At 67.4% G+C, this 18908-nt stretch carries 17 protein-coding genes; 10 read left to right on the top strand and 7 right to left on the bottom strand.

Features of this window, described 5'->3' with window-relative positions; genetic code table 11:
* Positions 1–2: 2 nt before the first annotated feature.
* Positions 3–908, bottom strand: coding sequence for a 4-hydroxy-tetrahydrodipicolinate synthase (gene dapA / locus DL990_RS33530; RefSeq protein WP_125801112.1), 906 nt, complete (start codon positions 906–908; stop codon positions 3–5).
* A 73-nt stretch (positions 909–981) separates the two neighbouring features.
* Between dapA and DL990_RS33525 the strand changes: the two genes are divergently transcribed.
* Positions 982–1974, top strand: coding sequence for a LysR family transcriptional regulator (locus DL990_RS33525; RefSeq protein WP_125801111.1), 993 nt, complete (start codon positions 982–984; stop codon positions 1972–1974).
* Between the two features lie 8 nt (positions 1975–1982).
* On the opposite strand, the gene DL990_RS33520 is transcribed toward DL990_RS33525, so the two are convergent.
* The 3 genes from DL990_RS33520 to DL990_RS33510 all read right to left on the bottom strand — a co-directional run bounded on the left by DL990_RS33520 (position 1983) and on the right by DL990_RS33510 (position 4408).
* On the bottom strand, positions 1983–2651 hold the full coding sequence (locus tag DL990_RS33520; protein WP_233620656.1) for an SDR family NAD(P)-dependent oxidoreductase: 669 nt from the start codon (positions 2649–2651) through the stop codon (positions 1983–1985).
* 69 nt (positions 2652–2720) lie between these two features.
* Positions 2721–3989 (bottom strand): RNA polymerase subunit sigma-70, encoded by a 1269-nt coding sequence (locus DL990_RS33515; protein ID WP_199746716.1) that lies wholly within the window; start codon positions 3987–3989, stop codon positions 2721–2723.
* A 44-nt stretch (positions 3990–4033) separates the two neighbouring features.
* Positions 4034–4408 carry a DUF4406 domain-containing protein gene (locus DL990_RS33510; RefSeq protein ID WP_233599020.1) on the bottom strand — a complete coding sequence of 125 codons (375 nt, stop codon included), beginning with the start codon at positions 4406–4408 and terminating at the stop codon, positions 4034–4036.
* Positions 4409–4459: 51 nt separating this feature from the next.
* On the opposite strand from DL990_RS33510, the gene DL990_RS33505 reads away from it, so the two are divergent.
* Positions 4460–5224: a DeoR/GlpR family DNA-binding transcription regulator gene (locus DL990_RS33505; RefSeq protein ID WP_125787278.1), complete on the top strand. Its 765-nt coding sequence runs from the start codon at positions 4460–4462 to the stop codon at positions 5222–5224.
* On the opposite strand, the gene DL990_RS33500 is transcribed toward DL990_RS33505, so the two are convergent.
* From DL990_RS33500 to DL990_RS33490, 3 genes are read right to left on the bottom strand one after another with little or no spacing between them, the layout of a single operon-like run.
* Positions 5211–5978 carry a polyprenol monophosphomannose synthase gene (locus DL990_RS33500; RefSeq protein ID WP_125801110.1) on the bottom strand — a complete coding sequence of 256 codons (768 nt, stop codon included), beginning with the start codon at positions 5976–5978 and terminating at the stop codon, positions 5211–5213. The genes DL990_RS33505 and DL990_RS33500 overlap by 14 nt on opposite strands.
* A gap of 26 nt (positions 5979–6004) precedes the next feature.
* Positions 6005–7597 carry an apolipoprotein N-acyltransferase gene (lnt, locus tag DL990_RS33495; protein ID WP_125801109.1) on the bottom strand — a complete coding sequence of 531 codons (1593 nt, stop codon included), beginning with the start codon at positions 7595–7597 and terminating at the stop codon, positions 6005–6007.
* Positions 7598–7606: 9 nt separating this feature from the next.
* Positions 7607–9217 (bottom strand): amidohydrolase, encoded by a 1611-nt coding sequence (locus DL990_RS33490; RefSeq protein WP_125801108.1) that lies wholly within the window; start codon positions 9215–9217, stop codon positions 7607–7609.
* Between the two features lie 142 nt (positions 9218–9359).
* Between DL990_RS33490 and DL990_RS33485 the strand changes: the two genes are divergently transcribed.
* From DL990_RS33485 to DL990_RS33455, 8 genes are all read left to right on the top strand, one after another.
* Positions 9360–10748 (top strand): KamA family radical SAM protein, encoded by a 1389-nt coding sequence (locus tag DL990_RS33485; RefSeq protein ID WP_125801107.1) that lies wholly within the window; start codon positions 9360–9362, stop codon positions 10746–10748.
* Between the two features lie 936 nt (positions 10749–11684).
* Entirely contained in the window at positions 11685–12068 is a 384-nt protein-coding gene (locus DL990_RS33480; protein WP_125801106.1) for a hypothetical protein, read from the top strand.
* The gene (locus DL990_RS33475) at positions 12065–13012 is read left to right on the top strand and encodes a polyprenyl synthetase family protein (RefSeq protein WP_125801105.1); all 948 of its coding nucleotides are present in this window, start codon (positions 12065–12067) and stop codon (positions 13010–13012) included. The genes DL990_RS33480 and DL990_RS33475 overlap by 4 nt, the downstream gene beginning before the upstream one ends.
* The gene (locus DL990_RS33470) at positions 12994–14907 is read left to right on the top strand and encodes an FAD-dependent oxidoreductase (RefSeq protein WP_125801104.1); all 1914 of its coding nucleotides are present in this window, start codon (positions 12994–12996) and stop codon (positions 14905–14907) included. The genes DL990_RS33475 and DL990_RS33470 overlap by 19 nt, the downstream gene beginning before the upstream one ends.
* A 35-nt stretch (positions 14908–14942) precedes the next feature.
* On the top strand, positions 14943–15932 hold the full coding sequence (locus tag DL990_RS33465; protein WP_125801103.1) for an FG-GAP-like repeat-containing protein: 990 nt from the start codon (positions 14943–14945) through the stop codon (positions 15930–15932).
* A 14-nt stretch (positions 15933–15946) separates the two neighbouring features.
* Positions 15947–17500: a hypothetical protein gene (locus DL990_RS33460; protein WP_125801102.1), complete on the top strand. Its 1554-nt coding sequence runs from the start codon at positions 15947–15949 to the stop codon at positions 17498–17500.
* A 5-nt stretch (positions 17501–17505) separates the two neighbouring features.
* Positions 17506–17721, top strand: coding sequence for a hypothetical protein (locus DL990_RS41350; RefSeq protein WP_158632682.1), 216 nt, complete (start codon positions 17506–17508; stop codon positions 17719–17721).
* Positions 17722–17977: 256 nt separating this feature from the next.
* Positions 17978–18661 carry a glycoside hydrolase family 6 protein gene (locus tag DL990_RS33455; RefSeq protein ID WP_370451386.1) on the top strand — a complete coding sequence of 228 codons (684 nt, stop codon included), beginning with the start codon at positions 17978–17980 and terminating at the stop codon, positions 18659–18661.
* Positions 18662–18908 lie beyond the last annotated feature (247 nt).

Raw genomic sequence — 18908 nt, 5'->3', positions numbered from 1 at the left:
GCTCAGAGCGGGCCCACGAGAACCCTGGTGTCGAGGGGCGGCAAGGCGCCGCGAAGCCGCCGCAGGTGCTCGGGCGGCGATTCGAGCAGCGGGAGCCGGACCGTCGCGTGCGGGATGACACCGAGGTCGGCCAGCGCCGCCTTGGCCATGATCGCTCCCTGCGAGGTACGCATGATCGCGTCCGCCAGGGGAAGCAGCGCGTCGTTGAGCGCACGCGCGGTGTCTAGGTCTCCCCCGCGTACGGCGCCGATGAGTTCGGCGTTGCGGTCGGCGACTACGTTGCCCACGACGCTGACCAGCCCGGTGGCGCCGGCGGCGAGGTAGGGCAGGTTGAGTTCGTCGATGCCGCAGTAGTAGGCCAGCGGGCTGCGCGCCATGACCGACATCGCTTCGAACAGGTCGCCCTTGGCGTCCTTCACTGCCCGGATCCGGGGATGGCGGGCGAGTTCGATCAGGGTGGCCGCCTCCAGGGCGGTTCCGGTGCGGGCCGGGACGTCGTAGAGCATCACGGGCAGGTCGGTGGCGTCGGCCACCGCCCGGCAGTGCGCCACGATTCCGGCCTGCGTCGGTTTGGAGTAGTAGGGGCAGACGAGCAGGAGCGCGTCGGCTCCGGCCGCCTCGGCTTCCTTCGCGCGGCGGATGCAGGCGGTGGTGTCGTAGGTGCCGACGCCGGCGATCACGCGTGCCCGGTTCCCGGCGAGGGCCGCCACGGTGTGGACGAGCCGGGTCGCTTCGGTGTCGGTGAGGGTGGGTGCTTCGCCGGTGGTCCCGCCGACGACGATGCCGTCGCAGCCGGTGGCGAGCAAGTGGTCGACCAGGCCGGTGAGGCCGGGTTCGCTGAGCGCGCCGCCGGGTTCCATCGGGGTGACCATGGCGACGAGGTTGGAGCCGAAGAGCGATTCGGTCATGGAGCCGATCCTGTCGAGGCCGATATCTGCGGTCCAGCGATGCTTTTTGGCCGGTATTGCGTAGTCTGGCTTCATGATCGAGGTCGGGGCCCTGCGGGCGCTGCGGTCGGTGGCCGCTCTGGGGACGTTGGCGCGAGCGGCGGACGAACTGGGCTTCACCGCGTCGGCGGTGTCGCAGCAGATCAAGCGGCTGGAACGCCAGATCGGGATGCCCGTTCTCGCTCCGGCCGGACGCGGAGTCGTGCTCACACCGGCAGGGCAGGCTGTCGTCGACTCCTCCCTGGAGGTGTTCCAGGCGCTCGAACGCTGTGCCGAGGCCGCCCAGTCGGTGGCGGAGGGCGCGCCTCGCGGCGTCTTGCGGGTGGCCGCGTTCTCGACGGGTATCCGCGGCCTGCTCGCCCCCATCCATCCGCGGCTCTTGTCGCGGCATCCCGATCTCCGGCTGCACATCACCGAGCAGGATCCCGACCAGGCCCTGCACTCGGTCGAGGCCGGGACGGCTGATCTCGCGCTCCTCCACGACGCCGACGGCCTGCCCGTCCCCCTGTCCCCTGCCCTGTCCCGGCTGCTGGTGCACACCGACATCGGCGACGTCGTCATGGCCGAGACGCATCCGCTCGCGCGTGCCGAGCCGCCACTGGACAGCGCAGACCTGGCGGGGCACGCGTGGGTGACCAGCCCGCCCGGCACGGTCTGCCACCAGTGGTTCCGGCGCCTGTTCGCCGGCCTGGCCGAGGAGCCCGACGTGCGGCATCTGGTCGACGACTTCTCCACGCAGCTGTCGCTGGTGGCCTCGGGTGAGGTCGTCGCGCTGATCCCGCGTCTGGCGCGTCCGCCCTTGAGCGAAGGGCTCGTGGCCCGGCCGTTGCGGCGCCCGCCGACGCGCGAGGTGCACGCGGCGTGGCGCCGCAGCGCCGAGGCCAGCCCGGCGATCCGAGCTGTACTCGCGGAACTCCGGTCAGCTGGGGAACATGCTGGTCACGTTGACGAAGGTGCCGGTGATCCCCATCGCGCCGTCGGAGGCGAGGAATGCCAGGGTGGCGGCGACCTCGGCGAGACGCGGTGATCGCTTGGTCATCCGGGCTTCGGTGAGGCCGTCGAGGACGTTCCCATCATCTCCGGGCTCGCCGGCAGCTGGTTGTTCACGGCGGAGAGCTTCTCGGGGGTGAAGGTCTCCGGGATACCCGCGACCCAGATGCCGAGCGCGCGGACGCCGTGCGGCCCGATCTCGACGGCGAGATTGCGGATGTAAGTGTCGAGCGCGGCGTCGATCGATCCGGTCGCTCCCATCATCGGGCTGCCTTGGGCGGAGCCGCTGTCGAGGGCGAGGATCACGCCGGAGCCCTGCGTGATCATGTGCCGGGCGGCCGCTCGGGCGGTGATGAAGTTGGTCGTGACGCCCGTGGTGATCGGGCGGACGAAGTCCTCGACCGACATCTCCACGAGCGGGATGCCCTGGACGTCACCGCGTGGGACGAGGTTGAGGGAGATGTCGAGACTGCCGGCCTCCGCCACGACGGACGCGGCGTGCGCGTCGACCGCGGTCTCGTCCATGGCGTCGACGACGGCGACTTCGGCCAGTCCCCCGGTCTCCTTGATCTCGTCGGCGACCTTCGTCAGCGCCGGTTCGTGGCGGCCGGTGAGGAAGACGCGGGCGCCGCGCGCGGCGAACTCCTTGGCGACACCGCCGCCGATCGATCCGCCGGCACCGTAGATGACCGCGTTCTTGTCCTGGAGGCTCATGAGGGTGTTCCTTCCGCTTGATCGGGTTCGACCGTTGAGACGCGGAAGGGGCGTGGATCTCATCGGTCCTCAGGTGATCGTCAGCGGCAACCCGAACGCGGGGAACAAATGCGGTTCGAAAGCGGTGATCTCCGCGACCTTCCCGTCTTCGATCCGCAGCACGTCGAGCACCTGTGCGCGGTAGATCCGGGTCCCCGGCCGCCGGACGTAGCCGGCCGCGGCGGGCAGGCTGTTGGCGACGGCCGGGAGGTGTTTCCATTCGCCGAAGTACGTCGGCGACGCGGGGTCGAGGGACTCGGCGACGAAGTCGAGAAAGACGTCGCGGCCGGAGAACCACAGCGGGTTCGGCGGCATCGTGACCAGCACGTCCTCCCTCAGCAGTTCGGCCATGACCCGGCTGTCGCCGCTGCCCGTGGCTGCGGCCATGTAGCGCCGCAGGATCGTTTGCTCCTCCTCGGTCGGCTGGACCGTTCGCGCCCAGTCGGTGCGGCGTTCCGGCAGGCGTTCGCGCAGGGTGGGACGGGCGCGCTGGAGTGCGCTGGTGACCGACGCGACCGTGGTTTCCAGCAGTTCGGCGGTCTCCGCGGCCTTCCAGCCGAGGACGTCGTTGAGGATCACCACGGCCCGCTGCTTCGGCGGGAGATGCTGGATGGCGGCGAGGAAGACCAGTTCCATCGTTTCCCTGGTCTCGGCGATCTCGGCCGAGTCGTCCGGGAACGGTTGCAACCAGGGTATGAACTGGGGCGGTTCGCCCTGCTGCTCGACGTCGGGCAGCGGATCGTACGGACGTGGGGCCCTTTTGTTGCGCCGCAGGAAATCCAGGCAGGTGTTGGTGGCGATGCGGTAGAGCCAGGCACGGAAACTCGACCGGCCTTCGAAGCCTTCGCGGCCGCGCCAGGCACGGAGGAAGGTTTCCTGGACCAGGTCTTCCGCGTCGTCGTAGGACCCGACCATGCGGTAGCAGTGCACGCGCAGTTCTCGTTGGTGCTGCTCGATTCTCCCGGCGAAGTCGACCTCGTCCACGGTTTCCGTCACCGGCGCCGGTGTGACGTTTTCTTCTTCGGTCCGGAGCGCCAGTTGCGCGATGCGCCGCAGCCTGCCCACGTCGGCGGTGAGCGAGGTGAGATCGGTGAGGAGGACTTCCGCCGGCCGGGGTGCCAGCCGGTTCGCGACGCGGCCGACCTCGGCGATGAGGGCTTCCACGTCGGGGGCGGGGTCGTGCCGTGACCGGTAGGCCCGCTGGCGGCACGCGGCCGAACAGTAGACGGCCGCGCGCCCGCGCGAACCCGCTTTCGATGGCAGCGGGCCTCCGCACATCCCGCAGACCTTCCCGGTCACGGCTCACCTTCCCCCAGAAACGTCACACGCGGTCGAGTTACGCATTATGCGGCTTGGTAGCCCGGGATGTCCTCGACACGGTGATACACCGCCAGACCGCGGGAGAGGGCGATGGCGACGTCCTGATCGGCGCCGGTGGATTCCCCCGGCAGGCGCAGGACGGCGTCGCAGTGGTGCAACAGCCTGTCGGCCGTCGGATACATGACCTCCTTGGCGATGGGGTCCGCGACGGTCCTCCCGCCCGCGCCGCGCAGCACCGGGAGCGCGACCCACTCGCCGATCATCGGCACGTGCCCGCTGCGGAAGATCGGCCACGCGGCCTCTTCGAGCCGAGCGAGGTTGCGGGCGAGGAGTTCGGGGTCGTCGCCGGTTCCGGAGCGGAACGGACCGGCGATGAGGATCATCAGAGGTTTGCTCATGAACCGGAGCCTAATGTGCAACAATCGGCAAGAACAAGGAGGAACGTGCACATGTTGGCTGCGCAACGTCGAGACCTGCTGCTTGAACGCTTGAAGACCGAAGGCCGGATCGTGGCCAAGGACCTCGCCGCAGAACTCGGCATATCAGAGGACAGTATCCGCCGTGACCTGCGGGAACTCGCCGACGCCGGGCTCTGCCAGCGGGTCTACGGCGGAGCCTTGCCGGTCTCCCCCGCCACCGCGGACTACGCGACCCGCATGGCGGTCAGCGTCGCGGGCAAGGAACGGATCGCGAAACGTGCAGCAGCGTTGATCCGACTGGGATCGACCGCCATCCTCGACGGCGGTACGACTGCGCTCGCGCTGGCGAAGGCGCTCCCCGTCGACCTCGAAGCGACGATCGTCACGCACAGTCCCACGGTCGCGGCCGCGCTCGTCACACATCCGAAGGTCGAGGTGTTCCTGATCGGCGGACGGCTCTTCAAACACTCGGCCGTCACCTGCGGAGCGACCGCGGCGGAAGCGGCGATGAACGTCAACGCCGATCTGTTCTTCCTCGGCGTCACCGGCGTGCACCCGGAGACCGGGCTCACCACCGGCGACTCGGACGAGGCCGCGATGAAACGCACCCTCGCCAAACGGGCCGCCGACACCTATGTGCTGGCCAGTTCGGAGAAGATCGGCGCGGCCTCGCCGTTCACCGTGCTTCCCCTTTCCGACGTCGCGGGCGTGATCACCGACGCGGCGCCGGACGAACCGACGGTGAAGGAGCTGGGAAAGCTCGGGGTGAGCGTGCTGGGGGTCAGCCCTTCTTGACCAGCCCGCGAAGCTGCTGCCAGCGACGCTTGACCCCCCACAGGCCGACCAGGACGATCGCCTCGCGCACGACCGAACCGCTCATCTTCGACTGACCGACCTCACGTTCGGTGAAGGTGATCGGCACCTCGACCACCTCGAACCCGGCGAGCGCCGTGCGGAACGCCAGGTCGATCTGGAAGCAGTAGCCGCGCGAGGCGATCTCGTCGAGCGGGAGCTTCTCCAGCACCGTGCGGCGGTACGCGCGGAAGCCCGCGGTGATGTCGTTGATCTTCGTGCCGAGCGCGATCCTGGCGTAGAAGTTCGCCACCCAGGACAACGCCTTGCGCTGGAACGGCCAGTTCACCGTGCTGCCGCCGGGAACGTAGCGGGAGCCGATGGACAGGTCGGCGTCCTCGAGGGCCGCCAGCACCCGCGGCAGGTCCTCCGGCGCGTGCGAGCCGTCGGCGTCCATCTCGACGATGGTGGCGTAGTCGCGGGAAAGACCCCAGCGGAATCCGGCGACGTACGCGGCGCCGAGGCCGGCCTTCTCGGTCCGGTGCATGACCTGGATCCGCTCGTCGGCCTTCGCGAGCTCGTCGGCGACGTCGCCGGTCCCGTCCGGGCTGCCGTCGTCGACGACGAGGGCGTGCACGTCCGGGAGTGCTTCGAGCAGACGTTCCACGATCGGGCCGATGTTCTCCCGCTCGTTGTACGTCGGGATCACCACCAGCACCGGGTCGATTCCCTGGGCCCCCCGCGGCGCCTGCGCCATCCGCTTTTCCTCCGTGTTCCGGCGGGTCAGCCCGCCGCTTCCCTCGTTGCCTTGGCGGCGCTCGCGCGCCGGGTGCGGAAACGGAGCACGTACCCGCCGGTAACCCCGGCGATCGCCAGAGCCAGCAGCCCGTACTCCGTCGTCACACCGAGTCGATCCGACAGCGTAGTCTGCTGCCTCAACGGCACGCGCCCCACCAGGGAGTCTGCGGTGAACAGGCTGGTAGAGGCCGTGATCGAACCGTCGGGAGCGACAATCGCGCTCACTCCGCTGGTGGCGGAAACGATCACCGCGCGCCCATGCTCGACCGCCCGCAGCCGCGACATCGCCAGCTGCTGGTAGCTCATCTCCCCCGGCCCGTACCAGGCGTTGTTGGTCGGCACGACAAGCAGCTCCGCGCCATCGGCGACCGACTCCCGCGCCGGGTAGTCGAACGCCGTCTCGTAACAGATGAAGACGCCGACCTTCGTGCCCGCGACGGACAGGGCGGCGTTGGCGCCGTCACCCGGTGTCATGTTCGCCACGCTGTCGACGAACGGTGTCACCAGCTTCGCGAGCTCACGGGCCGGGACGTACTCGCCGAACGGGACGAGTTGCTGTTTGGCGTAGCGCTGGCCCGGGCCGGTGGCCGGATCCCAGACGAGCGCGGAGTTCTGCGCGCTCCCGTCGGGCAGCCGGACCAGCGCGCCGATGATCGCCTGCGTGCCGTAGTCGCGGACCAGCTGATCGACGCCGGCGTCTCCGGTGCGCATGGCCATCGCGGTCTCCGGCCAGACCAGCAGATCGACCTTGGTGTTGGTCGCCTTGAGCTTTTCGAGCAGCCGGGCGCTCTCGGCGAGGTGGTTGCTACGGAGTTCGTCGCGGCGGCCTTCCAGCGCCAAGCCGATGTCCGGAGCATTGCCCTGCACGGTGGCGACGGTGAGTTCGCCGTCCTGCGCCTCGGTGCCGATCGTCGGCCACACCGCGAGACCCGCCACCACCGGCACCAAGGTCAGCGCCGACGTGGCCATCAGGGAACGTCGCGGATCCGCGCCCTTCAGCCGCAGGCACAGTGCCGCGAACCCGAAACCGGTCAGCACGACGGCGAGCCCGACCAGCGGGGCGCCGCCGATCGAGGCCAGCGAGACGAAAGCGCCCTCAGGCTGGCTGAACGCCACCCGGCCCCACGGGAACCCACCGAAGGGGAACCACGCCCGCGGTGTCTCCAACGCGATGATCACCAGCGCCGCCCACAACGGCCCGAGCGGCAGCCGCCACACCACGGTGGCGAAAGCCCCGCCGAAGCCGAGATACACCGAAAGCGCCATCGCCAGCCCGAGCCACGGCCAGGGCCCGAAGCCCGGACCGAGGAAATCCAGCAGCCACGTCAGCAACGGCAGGAAGAACGCCACCCCGAACACGAACGCGTAGCCGAACGCGCCCCGGAACCGACGTCCATGCACCACCAGGGCGAAACCGGTGAACGCCAGCGGCGCGAGCCACCACAGCGGACGCGGCGCGAAGCTCAGGTACAAGGTGAAACCCGACGCCGCGGCGACGAGGAAACGCAGCAGCCAGGCGCGGGAGAACCGCTTCCGGGGCGCCGCTTCGGGGTCCGGATCGGTCACGGTCGTGGACACTCCTGAACCCTAGGCCGTCCGGGTGAACAGATCGTGGATGACCTGCCCCTCGCGGACCGTGCGCAGGCACCGGGGCAGTTTCGCGCCCTCCGCCAGGTTCGGCAACGGCGGTACACCCGCCCGCGGATCGGTCGACCAGCGCTGCACTCGCGAGTCCGGGGTCGCGACGACCAGGTCCTCGGCGTCCCAGATCGCGTAGTGCGCGGGAGCACCCGGGACCAGGCTGCCGGTGACGCCGTCATTGACCCCGGCTGCGCGGTGCCCCGCACGGGTGTGGGCGGTGAAGGACGCGCGAGCGGACAAGCCCGAGCCCGGTGTGCCGTGATAGGTGCCGGCACGGACCGTGGCCCACGGGTCGACCGGCGTGACGGGGGCATCGGAACCGAACGCGAGCAGGAGCCCTTCGGCGGCCATCGCTGCGAAGGGATTGAGCTTCTCGGCCCGTTCCGCGCCGAGACGGTCGGTGTACATGCCGTGGGTGCCGCCCCATTCGGCGTCGAACTGCGGCTGGACCGAGGCGACCACACCCCAGCCAGCGAGCGCCTTCGCCTGGTCGACGTCGATCATCTCGACGTGTTCGAGCCGGTGATGCCTGGCGGCCAGCGCTCGGCGGCCGACGGTCTTCTCCGCGAGCCGGAATCCTTCGACGACCTCTGCGACGGCGGCGTCGCCGATGACGTGGAAACCGGCCTGGAGTTCGGCTTCGGTGCAGGCGCTTATGTGTTCGGCAATGGCGGGGGCGTCGAGGTAGAGCGTCCCGGAGGTGCCGGGCGCGTCGGCGTACAGCTCGTGCAGGGCGGCGGTGCGGGAGCCGAGCGCGCCGTCGACGAACAGGTCGCCCGCGACGCCCCTGGCACCGAGTGCGCGGGCCGTGTCGACCCCGCCGCGTTCACCCCAGTAGCCGACGACCTCCGGCAGTCCCGGTCCGGAGGCGAGCGTGAGCAGGTCGGTGAGGTCTTCGGCGCCGGAGATGTCCGGGCCCGCGCATTCGTGGACGCTGACGACTCCCCGTGCGGCCGCTTCGGCGAGGAATGCGCGCTGGGCCTCACGGCGCTGCCGCGGCGTGATCGCCTCGCGCATCGCGGCACGCACGAGATGGTGGGCTTCACGGGTCAGCGGTCCATCGGCCGACCAGCCCGGCGCCTCGTGCACACCGGAGGCGAGCGCGACAAGGGCGCTGGAGACGAGCGCGGAGTGGACGTCGACCCGGCTGAGGTACACGGGAGTCCCGTTCGACGCTTCGTCGATCTCCGCGCGGCTGGGCAGCCTGCCGTCGGTCCAGCGGGATTCGTCCCACCCGTGCGCGACCAGGACCTGACCGGGCCGGACGGCGTCGCGGACCGCGGCCAGCAGTTCACCGGCACCGCGGATCCCCACGAGGTCGAGCCCGGTGAGGTGCAGGCCGGTCGCGGTGGCGTGGACGTGCGCGTCGACGAAGGCCGGGGCGACGAAGGCGCCGTCGAGGTCGACCACCTCGGCGTCGGGATGCAGGGCCTTGGCCGGTCCGTCCTGTCCCACCCAGACGACGGTGCCGTCGGCGATCGCCATGGCCGTGGCGTCGGGAGCCGAAGGGCTGTAGATGCGCCCGCCGAGCAGGAGTGTGGTTCGCACGTTCGTCACCCTCCCGAGTTTGCAGCGTCCGGACGACCACGTGACCGGCGGGTCGACATGATTTCGACACACCACGCAGGACGGGAATATTTACGTCTTCCGAACGATGTGACAGGATAATTTCACGCGTTTCCGACGACGAGGAGTACAAGTGACTGCGATCCAGCAACCGACCTCGCCGGTGGCCGCCTACGATCAGCCCTACGACTACACCCGAGTCGAACTGATCGAACCCGACTGGCGCCGCTTCCCCGGCTGGCACGACGTGACCGAGGCAGAGTGGCGTGACGCGCAGTGGCAGCGGGTGCACTGCATCCGCAACGCCAAGCAACTGCGCGCCCTCATGGGAGACCTGCTCGAGGAGCGCTTCTACGAGGACATGCTCGCCGACCAGCGCGAGATGGCCACGATGTCGATGCTGCTGCCGCCGCAGATGATCAACACCATGGCGCCCAACGCGGGCACCGACCCGGCGAAGGTGACCGAGGCCTGGTACGCAGACCCGATCCGCCGCTACATGCTCCCGGTGCGCAGCGACCGCGACACCGAGTGGCCGAGCCACCCGCACTCCGAACGAGACTCGCTGCACGAGGCGGAGATGTGGGTCGTGGAGGGGCTGACGCACCGTTACCCCACCAAGGTCCTCGCCGAGATGATCTCCACCTGCCCCCAGTACTGCGGGCACTGCACCCGGATGGACCTCGTCGGCAACTCCACCGAGCAGGTCGAGAAGCACAAGCTCTCGCTCAAACCGGTCGACCGCCAGGACGCGATGATCGACTACCTGAAGAAGACCCCCGGCGTGCGTGACGTCGTGGTCTCCGGCGGTGACGTCGCCAACGTCCCGTGGCCGCAGCTGGAGTCGTTCCTGATGCGGCTGATGGACATCGACACCGTCCGCGACATCCGGCTCGCCACCAAGGCACTCGCCGCCCTGCCACAGCACTGGATCCAGCCGAAGGTCGTCGAAGGCCTCGAGCGCGTCGCCGGCACCGCGCAGCGCCGCGGCGTCAACCTCGCGATCCACACCCACGTCAACCACGCCCAGTCGGTGACCCCGCTGGTCACCGAAGCCGCCAGGACCGCGCTCGACGTCGGCGTCCGCGACGTGCGCAACCAGGGCGTGCTGATGAAGGGCGTCAACGCGACCCCGGCCGAACTGCTCGACCTGTGCTTCGCGCTCCAAGGCGAGGCGAACATCCTGCCGTACTACTTCTACATGTGCGACATGATCCCCAACGCCGAGCACTGGCGGGTCTCCGTGCACGAAGCACAGGAACTCCAGCACGCCATCATGGGCTACCTGCCCGGCTACGCCACCCCGCGCATCGTCTGCGACGTCCCGTACGTGGGCAAACGTTGGGTCCACCAGCTCGCCGAATATGACCGTGAGCTGGGCATTTCCTACTGGACCAAGAACTACCGGACCGGGATCGAGCACGAGGACCCCGAAGCCTTGCAGCGCCGCTACCCCTACTACGACCCGATCTCCACCCTGCCCGAAGCCGGCCAGCGCTGGTGGCGCGACCAGCCGCGCTAACCACTACAAGTACGCACATGATTCGCTGGTCCGGAAAGTGCAGTTCAGAGGGCTGGTTAGGACCGGTTAAGACCGGACGCGACTGGTCCTGAGACGGCCCGGGAACGGCCCAGGGATGGGACACTGAGCCGCCCTGGGCCGTACCCCGGTGCACTGTCTGGCAACCCGAGGCCGCCAACCGTCAGCCCGATGCTCGACCTACGGATCAAAGTCCCCTCCGCCGCGCGTCAAGAAGTGACGCATGAAGCCAAATTCTGACTATTTGTGCAGGTCAACGCGCGCCTCCAGACCCGTCCGAGTGTCGGGTTGTGTCGGGCCGTACCAAGCTCCGCTTCAGCAACGGAGCCCAATCGGAGACGGCGTCGCCCCTCTCTGTGGGCGACTCCCATGTCCGAGCCGAACCGGCGAGTGTGACCAGCGGTGACAGAACCTGACGACGATTGCCGGGAACCTAGTTGTCACTCAGGATCCGCGAACCGAGTCTTGGCACAGGTGTCCTTCACCTACGTCGGAAGCACGACAAAGAAGGCCCCAGCGGTGCTGTGGGGGCGTTGGTGGACCCGGCCGGCATCGAGATGGCGAGCAGGGCCTGCTCGAGCCAGCAGCGGGCCGATCGGACGATAGTTCCCTAATGGACGTGAACACGCCTGTGGAGAGTGGCGGCCGGCCTTCGACTCGCCGGCCGATCGGGCAGGCTGGTCGATTTCCGGCATCTCTGACGGTCACCGCACCGGTCACACTCAAGAAATAAGTAGGACGCAGGGCCGGCCTATACGCAATCCGGCGACCGAGAAGCCAGAACCGGTGGGACGGCGCAGTTTCGTACTTTCGGCGGCTTTGGCGGGCACAGCGACAGCTGTTTCACCCATACTGCTGACGTCGACTGCGCACGCGGCGGAAAATCCTCCATTCGGGCCATCTTTGTATCGTGACGTCATGCTTGCGATGGCGCGATTAGTGGCTACGACGCCCGTCGCTTTTCCCGCGTTCGGAGAGCGGGGCCCCGCCTGGCGGCGGGCGGATGCCAAGCGCTTGGACAGTGTGTTGACAACCACTTCCCGTGAGCGTGTCCGGTCCGCGACTGACGGGGCTGCACGCCTGGTCAAAGTGGGTTTCGGCGGTCCGCCCGAGGCGCAGGTGAACACCATCGGTGCGGTCATGGCGGGCGATGACGGCTTGGTGCGAGCGGAACTTCGCGCTTTGACAGCCTTGGCCATTTCGACCGTGTCGTCTCATTACACCCCCGATGACGATGCCGCGGCGGCATTGTGGCTTGATTTCACGCGCAACTATCATCTGCGGAGGCGCGGCACTCGATGACTTTCACGCTGCCGCGTGATGAAGTCTTCGCCGCAGACATTCGGTCGAGCCTGGCCGAGTTCCCGAACAAATTAACTCCGACGTTGCGGCCGTCGGTCTCTATTCTCGCGGCTGATCCGGGTAAATGTCTGCGTTCGCATCTGGTGGAGGTGAGCTCACGGTTCGGAGAAAGAGACTGGCGCAGAACGGTCCGTCTCGGCACACTGGTCGAGGTTCTTCATGCAGCGACCCTGCTTCATGACGACATCATCGACCGAGCGGCGATTCGACGCGGCAGACCTTCCGCGCACACCGTCGTCGGACACGAATCCGCCGTGCTCGCCGGTGCCGCGCTCCTCGCGGCCGCCGGACAGGAAGCCGCGGAGCTCGGGACAGGTGTCAGTCGCCTGTTCGCCACGACCGTGGCGGACCTGGCCCACGGCGAACTCCTCGACGTCGAGCGTGCCTTCGACGTCGGTTTCGAATCCGACAGCTACATCGACGTCGCGCGTCACAAGACTTCTGCTCTGTTTCGCTTGTCATGCGTGCTCGGAGCCGGTGCCGCAGGTGTCGACGAGGACACCGTCCTGGCGGTGGCGGGGTACGGCGCGGGGCTGGGCGTGGCATTCCAGATAGCCGACGATTGCATGGATTTCCGCACGGAGCCGGGGAACAAGCCCTTGGGCACCGATCATCTTCTGGGGTTGTTCGGTTTGCCGACACTGTGTGCCCTGCGTAGCGGTGCCGATGACTTGCGGGAACTGCTGATGAAGCCCGACCTGGGGCTGGCCGACCTGCCGGCGATCCGCTCCATCGTCCTCGCCTCGGGTGGGCTGGACCAGGCGATGGAAGTCGCGCGGACTGTATATCGGGATGCCGTCACATCACTCGGCGACCTGACCGGAACTGCCGCCGGCGCGGCGTTGGTGGCGACTGGGGAGGCCTTATGGCGTCAGTGGATGTGACCGTTGTCGTCCTCGGCGCGGGCCCGGCGGGATCAGTGGCGGCGGCGGAGCTCGCACGTGCGGGTCTCGACGTCGCCTTGGTCGGCCCGCCACCGGATGCGACCGCTACGGACATCTTGGTGTCAAAGGAGACCGCGGTTTACGCGGGCGTCGACCATCGCCCTCTGGACCTGCTCGAACTGGCATTCGATCGAGGTCGCCGCACGGAGCTGACCGACACCGGGTTGGCATCGTGCTTCCACGACCACCTGGTGGACACCCTGATGCACAAGGCCGAGAACTTCGGCATCGCGCGGTACACCGAATTGGGTACCGCCGAGCGGGTCGACGACGGCTGGCAAGTCCGGGTCGGGGATCGGACGGTCCGTGCACGGCATCTCATCCGTGCCACCGGGGCCTCCGATGACGCGTCCTTGCCCGCCTACGCCCAACGCTGCGCAGGTTGGTCCTCTGGTGACCAGGTGTTCCTGCATTTGCCTGCGCCGTCGTCCACGGGGCCCACCGGACAACCCACCCCGGTGCGCCTAACGCCGTCTGGTATCGATGGGCAGGCCACGATCAGCGTGTTCGGCGACTCGATCGAGACGGCCTTCGGACTTCTCGTTCAGAGCCGTCCCGAACTCGCCGGATTGCGCCCCGTTGGCCCCGTCCATTCGGGAACGGTGCGCACCGGATTTACGCCGTCGACGGGAGTCCAGGACGGCGCACTCGTTGTCGGTGACGCGCTCGGGGTGGTGAATCCGTTCACCGGTACCGGCGCGGGCACAGCGATCACGACCGGCAAATTGGCCGCCGCCGCGATCGTCGAGCAGGCGACCGATCCGGCACTCTCGGCACGGACCTATCTCCAACTGCTCAACAGGGACGTGCTCGGTCACGCCGGGCCACCTACGCAGGCCGCCCGGCGCTATCGGCTCGCGTGGCGGGTTCTGGCAGATACGTCGGGTATGGACCACCCATTCTTCGCCAAGGGCCGCAAGGCGATCCTGCTGCCGGACGGCATCCGGCAACTCGGTGAACGGAGGCGGGCCGATGCGGGGGTCGCGGTCGCGCCCTTCCTTCTCGCGACCTCCGAGATCGCGGTCGCCGCGGTACGCAGGGAGTGGCCGTTCGTGGCGTCGCTGATCCGGCTGGAGACGGACGCGGACCAGCATGACGTCCGACCCGCGCTGCTCTTCGCCGGTGCGGCGTTGGCGAGTGGCAAGCCACCGAAGAGCGAGTGGGCGGGAATAGCCGCCGCAATCGAACTGGCGATGCTCGGCATGCTCGCCCTCACTGCTTCGGAGCCCTCGGAAACCCTGGCCGGGAGGGGAGTCGATTGGCCGTCCGCGACCGCCGTCCTGGCCGGAGACTTCCTGCTGGCCCAGGCCGCCCGGCTCGTCGCACGGCACGAACCGGAACTTTCGGGGCCCTTCGCCGACTGGATGGCGGATCTGGTGGCCATCCGTGCCCGAAGGATCAGTGACCCGCCTGATCCGGCCGCGAGCGTCGACTTCTTCGGATGCCTCTTCGAGTTCCCGGCTCGCATTGCCGCGCAACTCGCCGACTGCCCGGAGGAAGTCGTGACACGGCTTCGCGAGTTCGGCAACGCGTCCGGCCGCGTCTTCATCCACGTCGAAGACTTGCTGGCGCTCCACAGGAAACGAACACGTCTTGACGCCACTCTGGACAGTTTACTAGCGACCAGACTGTCCTCTCTGCCTTCCCTGATTCCCGAATCCGATGACCGAGCGGCGTCGATCGAGGCCACCACCGTCGCAAGCGTCCGCGCCTACGAGGACGCACGACTACGTGTGGGCGAAGGATTGTCCAAGCGCGTGCTCCACGGCTTCCTCGACGTCCTTGCGGCACCAAGCTTCGCTCGCGCAACCCACCCGAGCCAGGAGACCAAATAATCAGAGGAACCCGATCAGGGATCGTCGCCTTCACCGTGGTGACTTGCCTGCTCGCTGCGAATTTCGTCGCGAGCGCCCGCGTGACGAAGGAGACGTTGCCGCTGCCCGTCTTCGACCCGGACGGAGTGTTCTCGACTTTGGCCTATCCGGGCGCGGCCAACCGTGGTGCCGGCATTCGCACCAGCGCTGCCGACATCAGTCGAGACGGACGGCCGGACCTGCTGACCGTGCACGGCACGAGCACGGATCTCACCGCACACTTGGGCGCCGGCACCGGCGCTTTCACGACGAGCGTCAAGGTCGGCACCTGGCCCACGACGCGAACGTGGATCGGGCAAGGCGACGTGGACGGGGACGGTGATCCCGACATCGCGTCGATCGACAGCGGCGGTTCACTGAGCTTCGCCTTGCACACCGGCACTTTTGCCGGGCAGAGTACCTATGGCCCCGACACGGTATTCACAACCGGCTGGGCAGCCGCTCAGATCCCGACCTTCGTCGACTTCTTCGGCAGGGACGATACTCAACGCTGGGTCCTGGACGGGCTGGCTGACTTGATCTTCCGCTTCAGCGGGGACAACGCGATGTACCTATACCGCAACCAAGGGCCGGTCAACGGGCGGCCAAGCTTCGCGAACCTCGGCACCCTGTTCGGCAACACCCAGGCGGTGACGAGTCTCGCGCTCGCGGACCTGACAGGTGACGACTTCCCCGACTTCTACATGACCTTCACCGACGGCAGCGCCCGGATCTTCGACATGTTCGCTGAGATGGATTCGAACGGGACCTACTACGGGAAATGGTACGTCCTGCAGACAAGCGGAGCAGACGCCACCGAGCGAAGGCTTCTTCTCGACGCGACCGGCGACGGCTGGGCCGACCTGGTGATCCGGCTCGCGAACGGGAACCTTGTCGTCCGGCCTCATCCGCGCGACTGGGATCCCGCACATCCGTCACGGCTCGTCGACAGTTCGAAGCAGATCACACTCAGCACTGGATGGGGCCAATACCGGCTCATGGCCTGAGGAATGGGGGCACGATGATCATCGAACGTGATGTGCAGCGTCGGCTTGCATTGGGTAGACGCAAGATGCGGGAGGCATTCTGGAGTCAGCACAACGTCGTCAGCATAGGGGTCGGTGCGCGTCAACGCAGGGAAGAATGGACCGACGAGCCCGCGATCACGGTCGGCGTGGTGAAGAAACGCAAGCCGGGATACCTTCGCTCGGACCAGATCCTGCCGACTCAGATGGACATCGACGGGGTCACGCACCGGGTCGACGTCGTCGAGACCGGGGAGATCACGTTTGCGGGAAAACAAGAGTACGTGCCACCGGGTTGGACACTCAGTTCCCGCTACCGGCCGCTGCAGCCGGGTATCAAGATCGCCAACCGCACCAACCGAGCCGGGGACAACGACTTCTACAGTGGCACGCTCGGCGGCTTCGTAACGGATAAAGAAGGCAAGAAATACATCCTCTCCAATCATCACGTACTGATGAACATGGGAACGGACATTCCCGTCCTGAACCAGGACGTGATCCAGCCGGACACCGACGCGGACACGGCGATCATCGGGAGGAACTACAGCTACATCGAGTTGAGACGCGGTGTAAGCGCGTCGAACGTCGTCGACGCCGCACTGTGCTCGATAGATGACCAGAGCGCCATCGACGAGTCCTTCCCCGGCAACCGGATGATTCCGATCAATTCTTCACATCGGGCGATCGGCTTGTACTTCGCAAGCAACTCTAGTCATCAGCGAGGCTGGATCTGCCGGATCAACCCGATTCTGAACCGGTTCGGGGTCAGCCTCGGACCTGAGGCCACCCACGAGGTCGATGGTTACAACATGTTCGACCCCATCGAAAAAGTGGGCGCCCGCACCGGCTACAGCTCGACGCAGATCGTCGACGTCGACGCCGAGGTCAAGGTGACGATGAGCAACGGAAAAGTCTACAACTTCGAGAACATCATCGGAACCGAGCGGATGGGCTGGGGTGGGGACTCAGGGGCGATCGTCTGCCTAGGTGGCGACGGCAACACCTTGGTACCGCTCAAGCACGTCGAGGAGGAAGGCTGCGCCATGTTCACCGCGGTCGGCCGGATGTACGACCTCCCCCTGCAAGGCGACACGGCACTCGGCGACCGGATCCGGGACGAGTTCCTGTCGCAGACCCGGTTGGGTGGGCTGCTGACACATTTGTTCTACCTCAACGCCGAAACCGTGATGAACCGTGCACGGCAATCCGCTACCTCGGCCTACGAGAAGGCCTCAGCCCGTAGCCTCTACGACAAATACCGCAACTTCGTGGAGTCCGCGCTCAACAACCCTCGGGACCCGGCTTTCGTGATGACCCAGGAGAACCTGTCCGACATCGCACAGGCCATCAACGGCGCCGCTCTCCACATGACCACCGACGAGTCGAATGCACTCGGCGACATCTACCGCGCCGCCCTCGAGCCAACCCTCGGCATGCGCTACGACGAGTTGCTCGCGCATATGAACAACGACGCTGTCTATCAGCAGGTCCTCGACCGGCTCATCCGAGTGCCGACCATTGCGACACAGGGCGTGATCAGGGGAAACTAGCCGACATGGCACAGCGAAGGCCGCCGACCGACGAGGACCGGGCGCAGCTTGCTCGTGAGCTGCGACCCGATCCTGCCGTGCACGGATTCGGCTTCGCCTATCGTGATGGTGAATGGATCGTCTGGGTGGCGCTGGCGCCGGAAGATCGTTCGGAACGGCCCGCAAGGATCGGAGACTACCGAGTGGTGTACGAGCACAGTGGCCCGTTCCATGCCGAATAGAGGTCACCTCGCCCTGGTCGCAGCGATACTCGTCATGGTGTCCGCGGCCTGCGCGCCGTCGGAGGACGGGCGCGACCCGGCTAGCCGGTCCGGCCCGCCGGCCCTTCTCACTGGTGCCGTCGGTTTCTATGTCGATCCGGCAGGTCCTGCGGCCCGTTGGGTGGCGGCCAACCCCTCCAATCAGTCAGTTGATCGGATCCGCCGCCAGATCGCCGAACGTCCGGCCGCTCGCCGTATTTCGTCTGGGAGCGCAGCCGTGCGGGCCGAGGTCCACGCGTATGTCGCCGACGCCGCGAGGCTGAACCGGCAACCCGTTCTCGTCCTGGACCCTCTCACCGCCCTCGACTGTTCGGAGGCGGGCTACGCCGAGTGGTTCACCGAAGTGACAGAAGGCATCGAGGCCCACCGGGCTCTCGTGGTACTGAAAGACAAGGAATGTGAGGCGGAATCACCCCGAACGACAATGATGACCGTCGGAGTCCGCAACCTACGCGCGGCCGCTCCGGGGGCGATGGTCTTCCTGGACGCCACACAGCTTGCGCGAAAACAAGACCCTCCCGGAGTGGCCAGGACACTGGCGACCTGGTCGGTCAAGGAAACCGCAGGCGTGGCGATCAACGTCGGCGAACACACACCTCAGGCGGTGGCCGACCGCTACGGGATCGAACTTCGCCAAACGTTGGCCGTCACCACCGGGCGTCGAGACCTGTATGTGGTCGCCGACAGCAGCCGAGGAGGAGTGGCGAGCGCCGACGGCTGTAATCCGTCGGACGCTCGAATCGGCAGCTACGAGGTGCTTAGCGACAATCCCGAAACGACACAGCATCTCTGGCTGACGACACCGGGAATCTCTGATGGCCCCTGCGGGAGTGCCCCGGCCAGCAAGCCGGGACAGTTCGTGCCCGAACTCGCTACCGGACTACTTGCCGGCACTCCCTAGCACGGCTTCGAGATCCAACCGGACATGCCCGACCGCGCCGGCACCTTGTGGCGGCGCGGTCCCCGTCGCCGAACGTTCACGAAATCGGGCACCTCGGATGCAGTTCGATGCGTTCGAGGATGTCGCCCCCCGGCCACTCGGGCAGCGCGTCCCAGTTCGCGAAAGACGGCTGCGGGCCGAGTTGTCGATACCCAACCGATCCAGCACGGGCGCGTAATTGCCCCGAGGTTGGCCATGATCGAGCACG

It is taken from the genome of Amycolatopsis sp. WAC 01416 (genome assembly GCF_003947485.1).
Lineage (GTDB): Bacteria > Actinomycetota > Actinomycetes > Mycobacteriales > Pseudonocardiaceae > Amycolatopsis.
The sequence above is the reverse complement of the archived record's forward strand: the minus strand, read 5'-3'. Positions and strand labels throughout refer to the sequence as shown.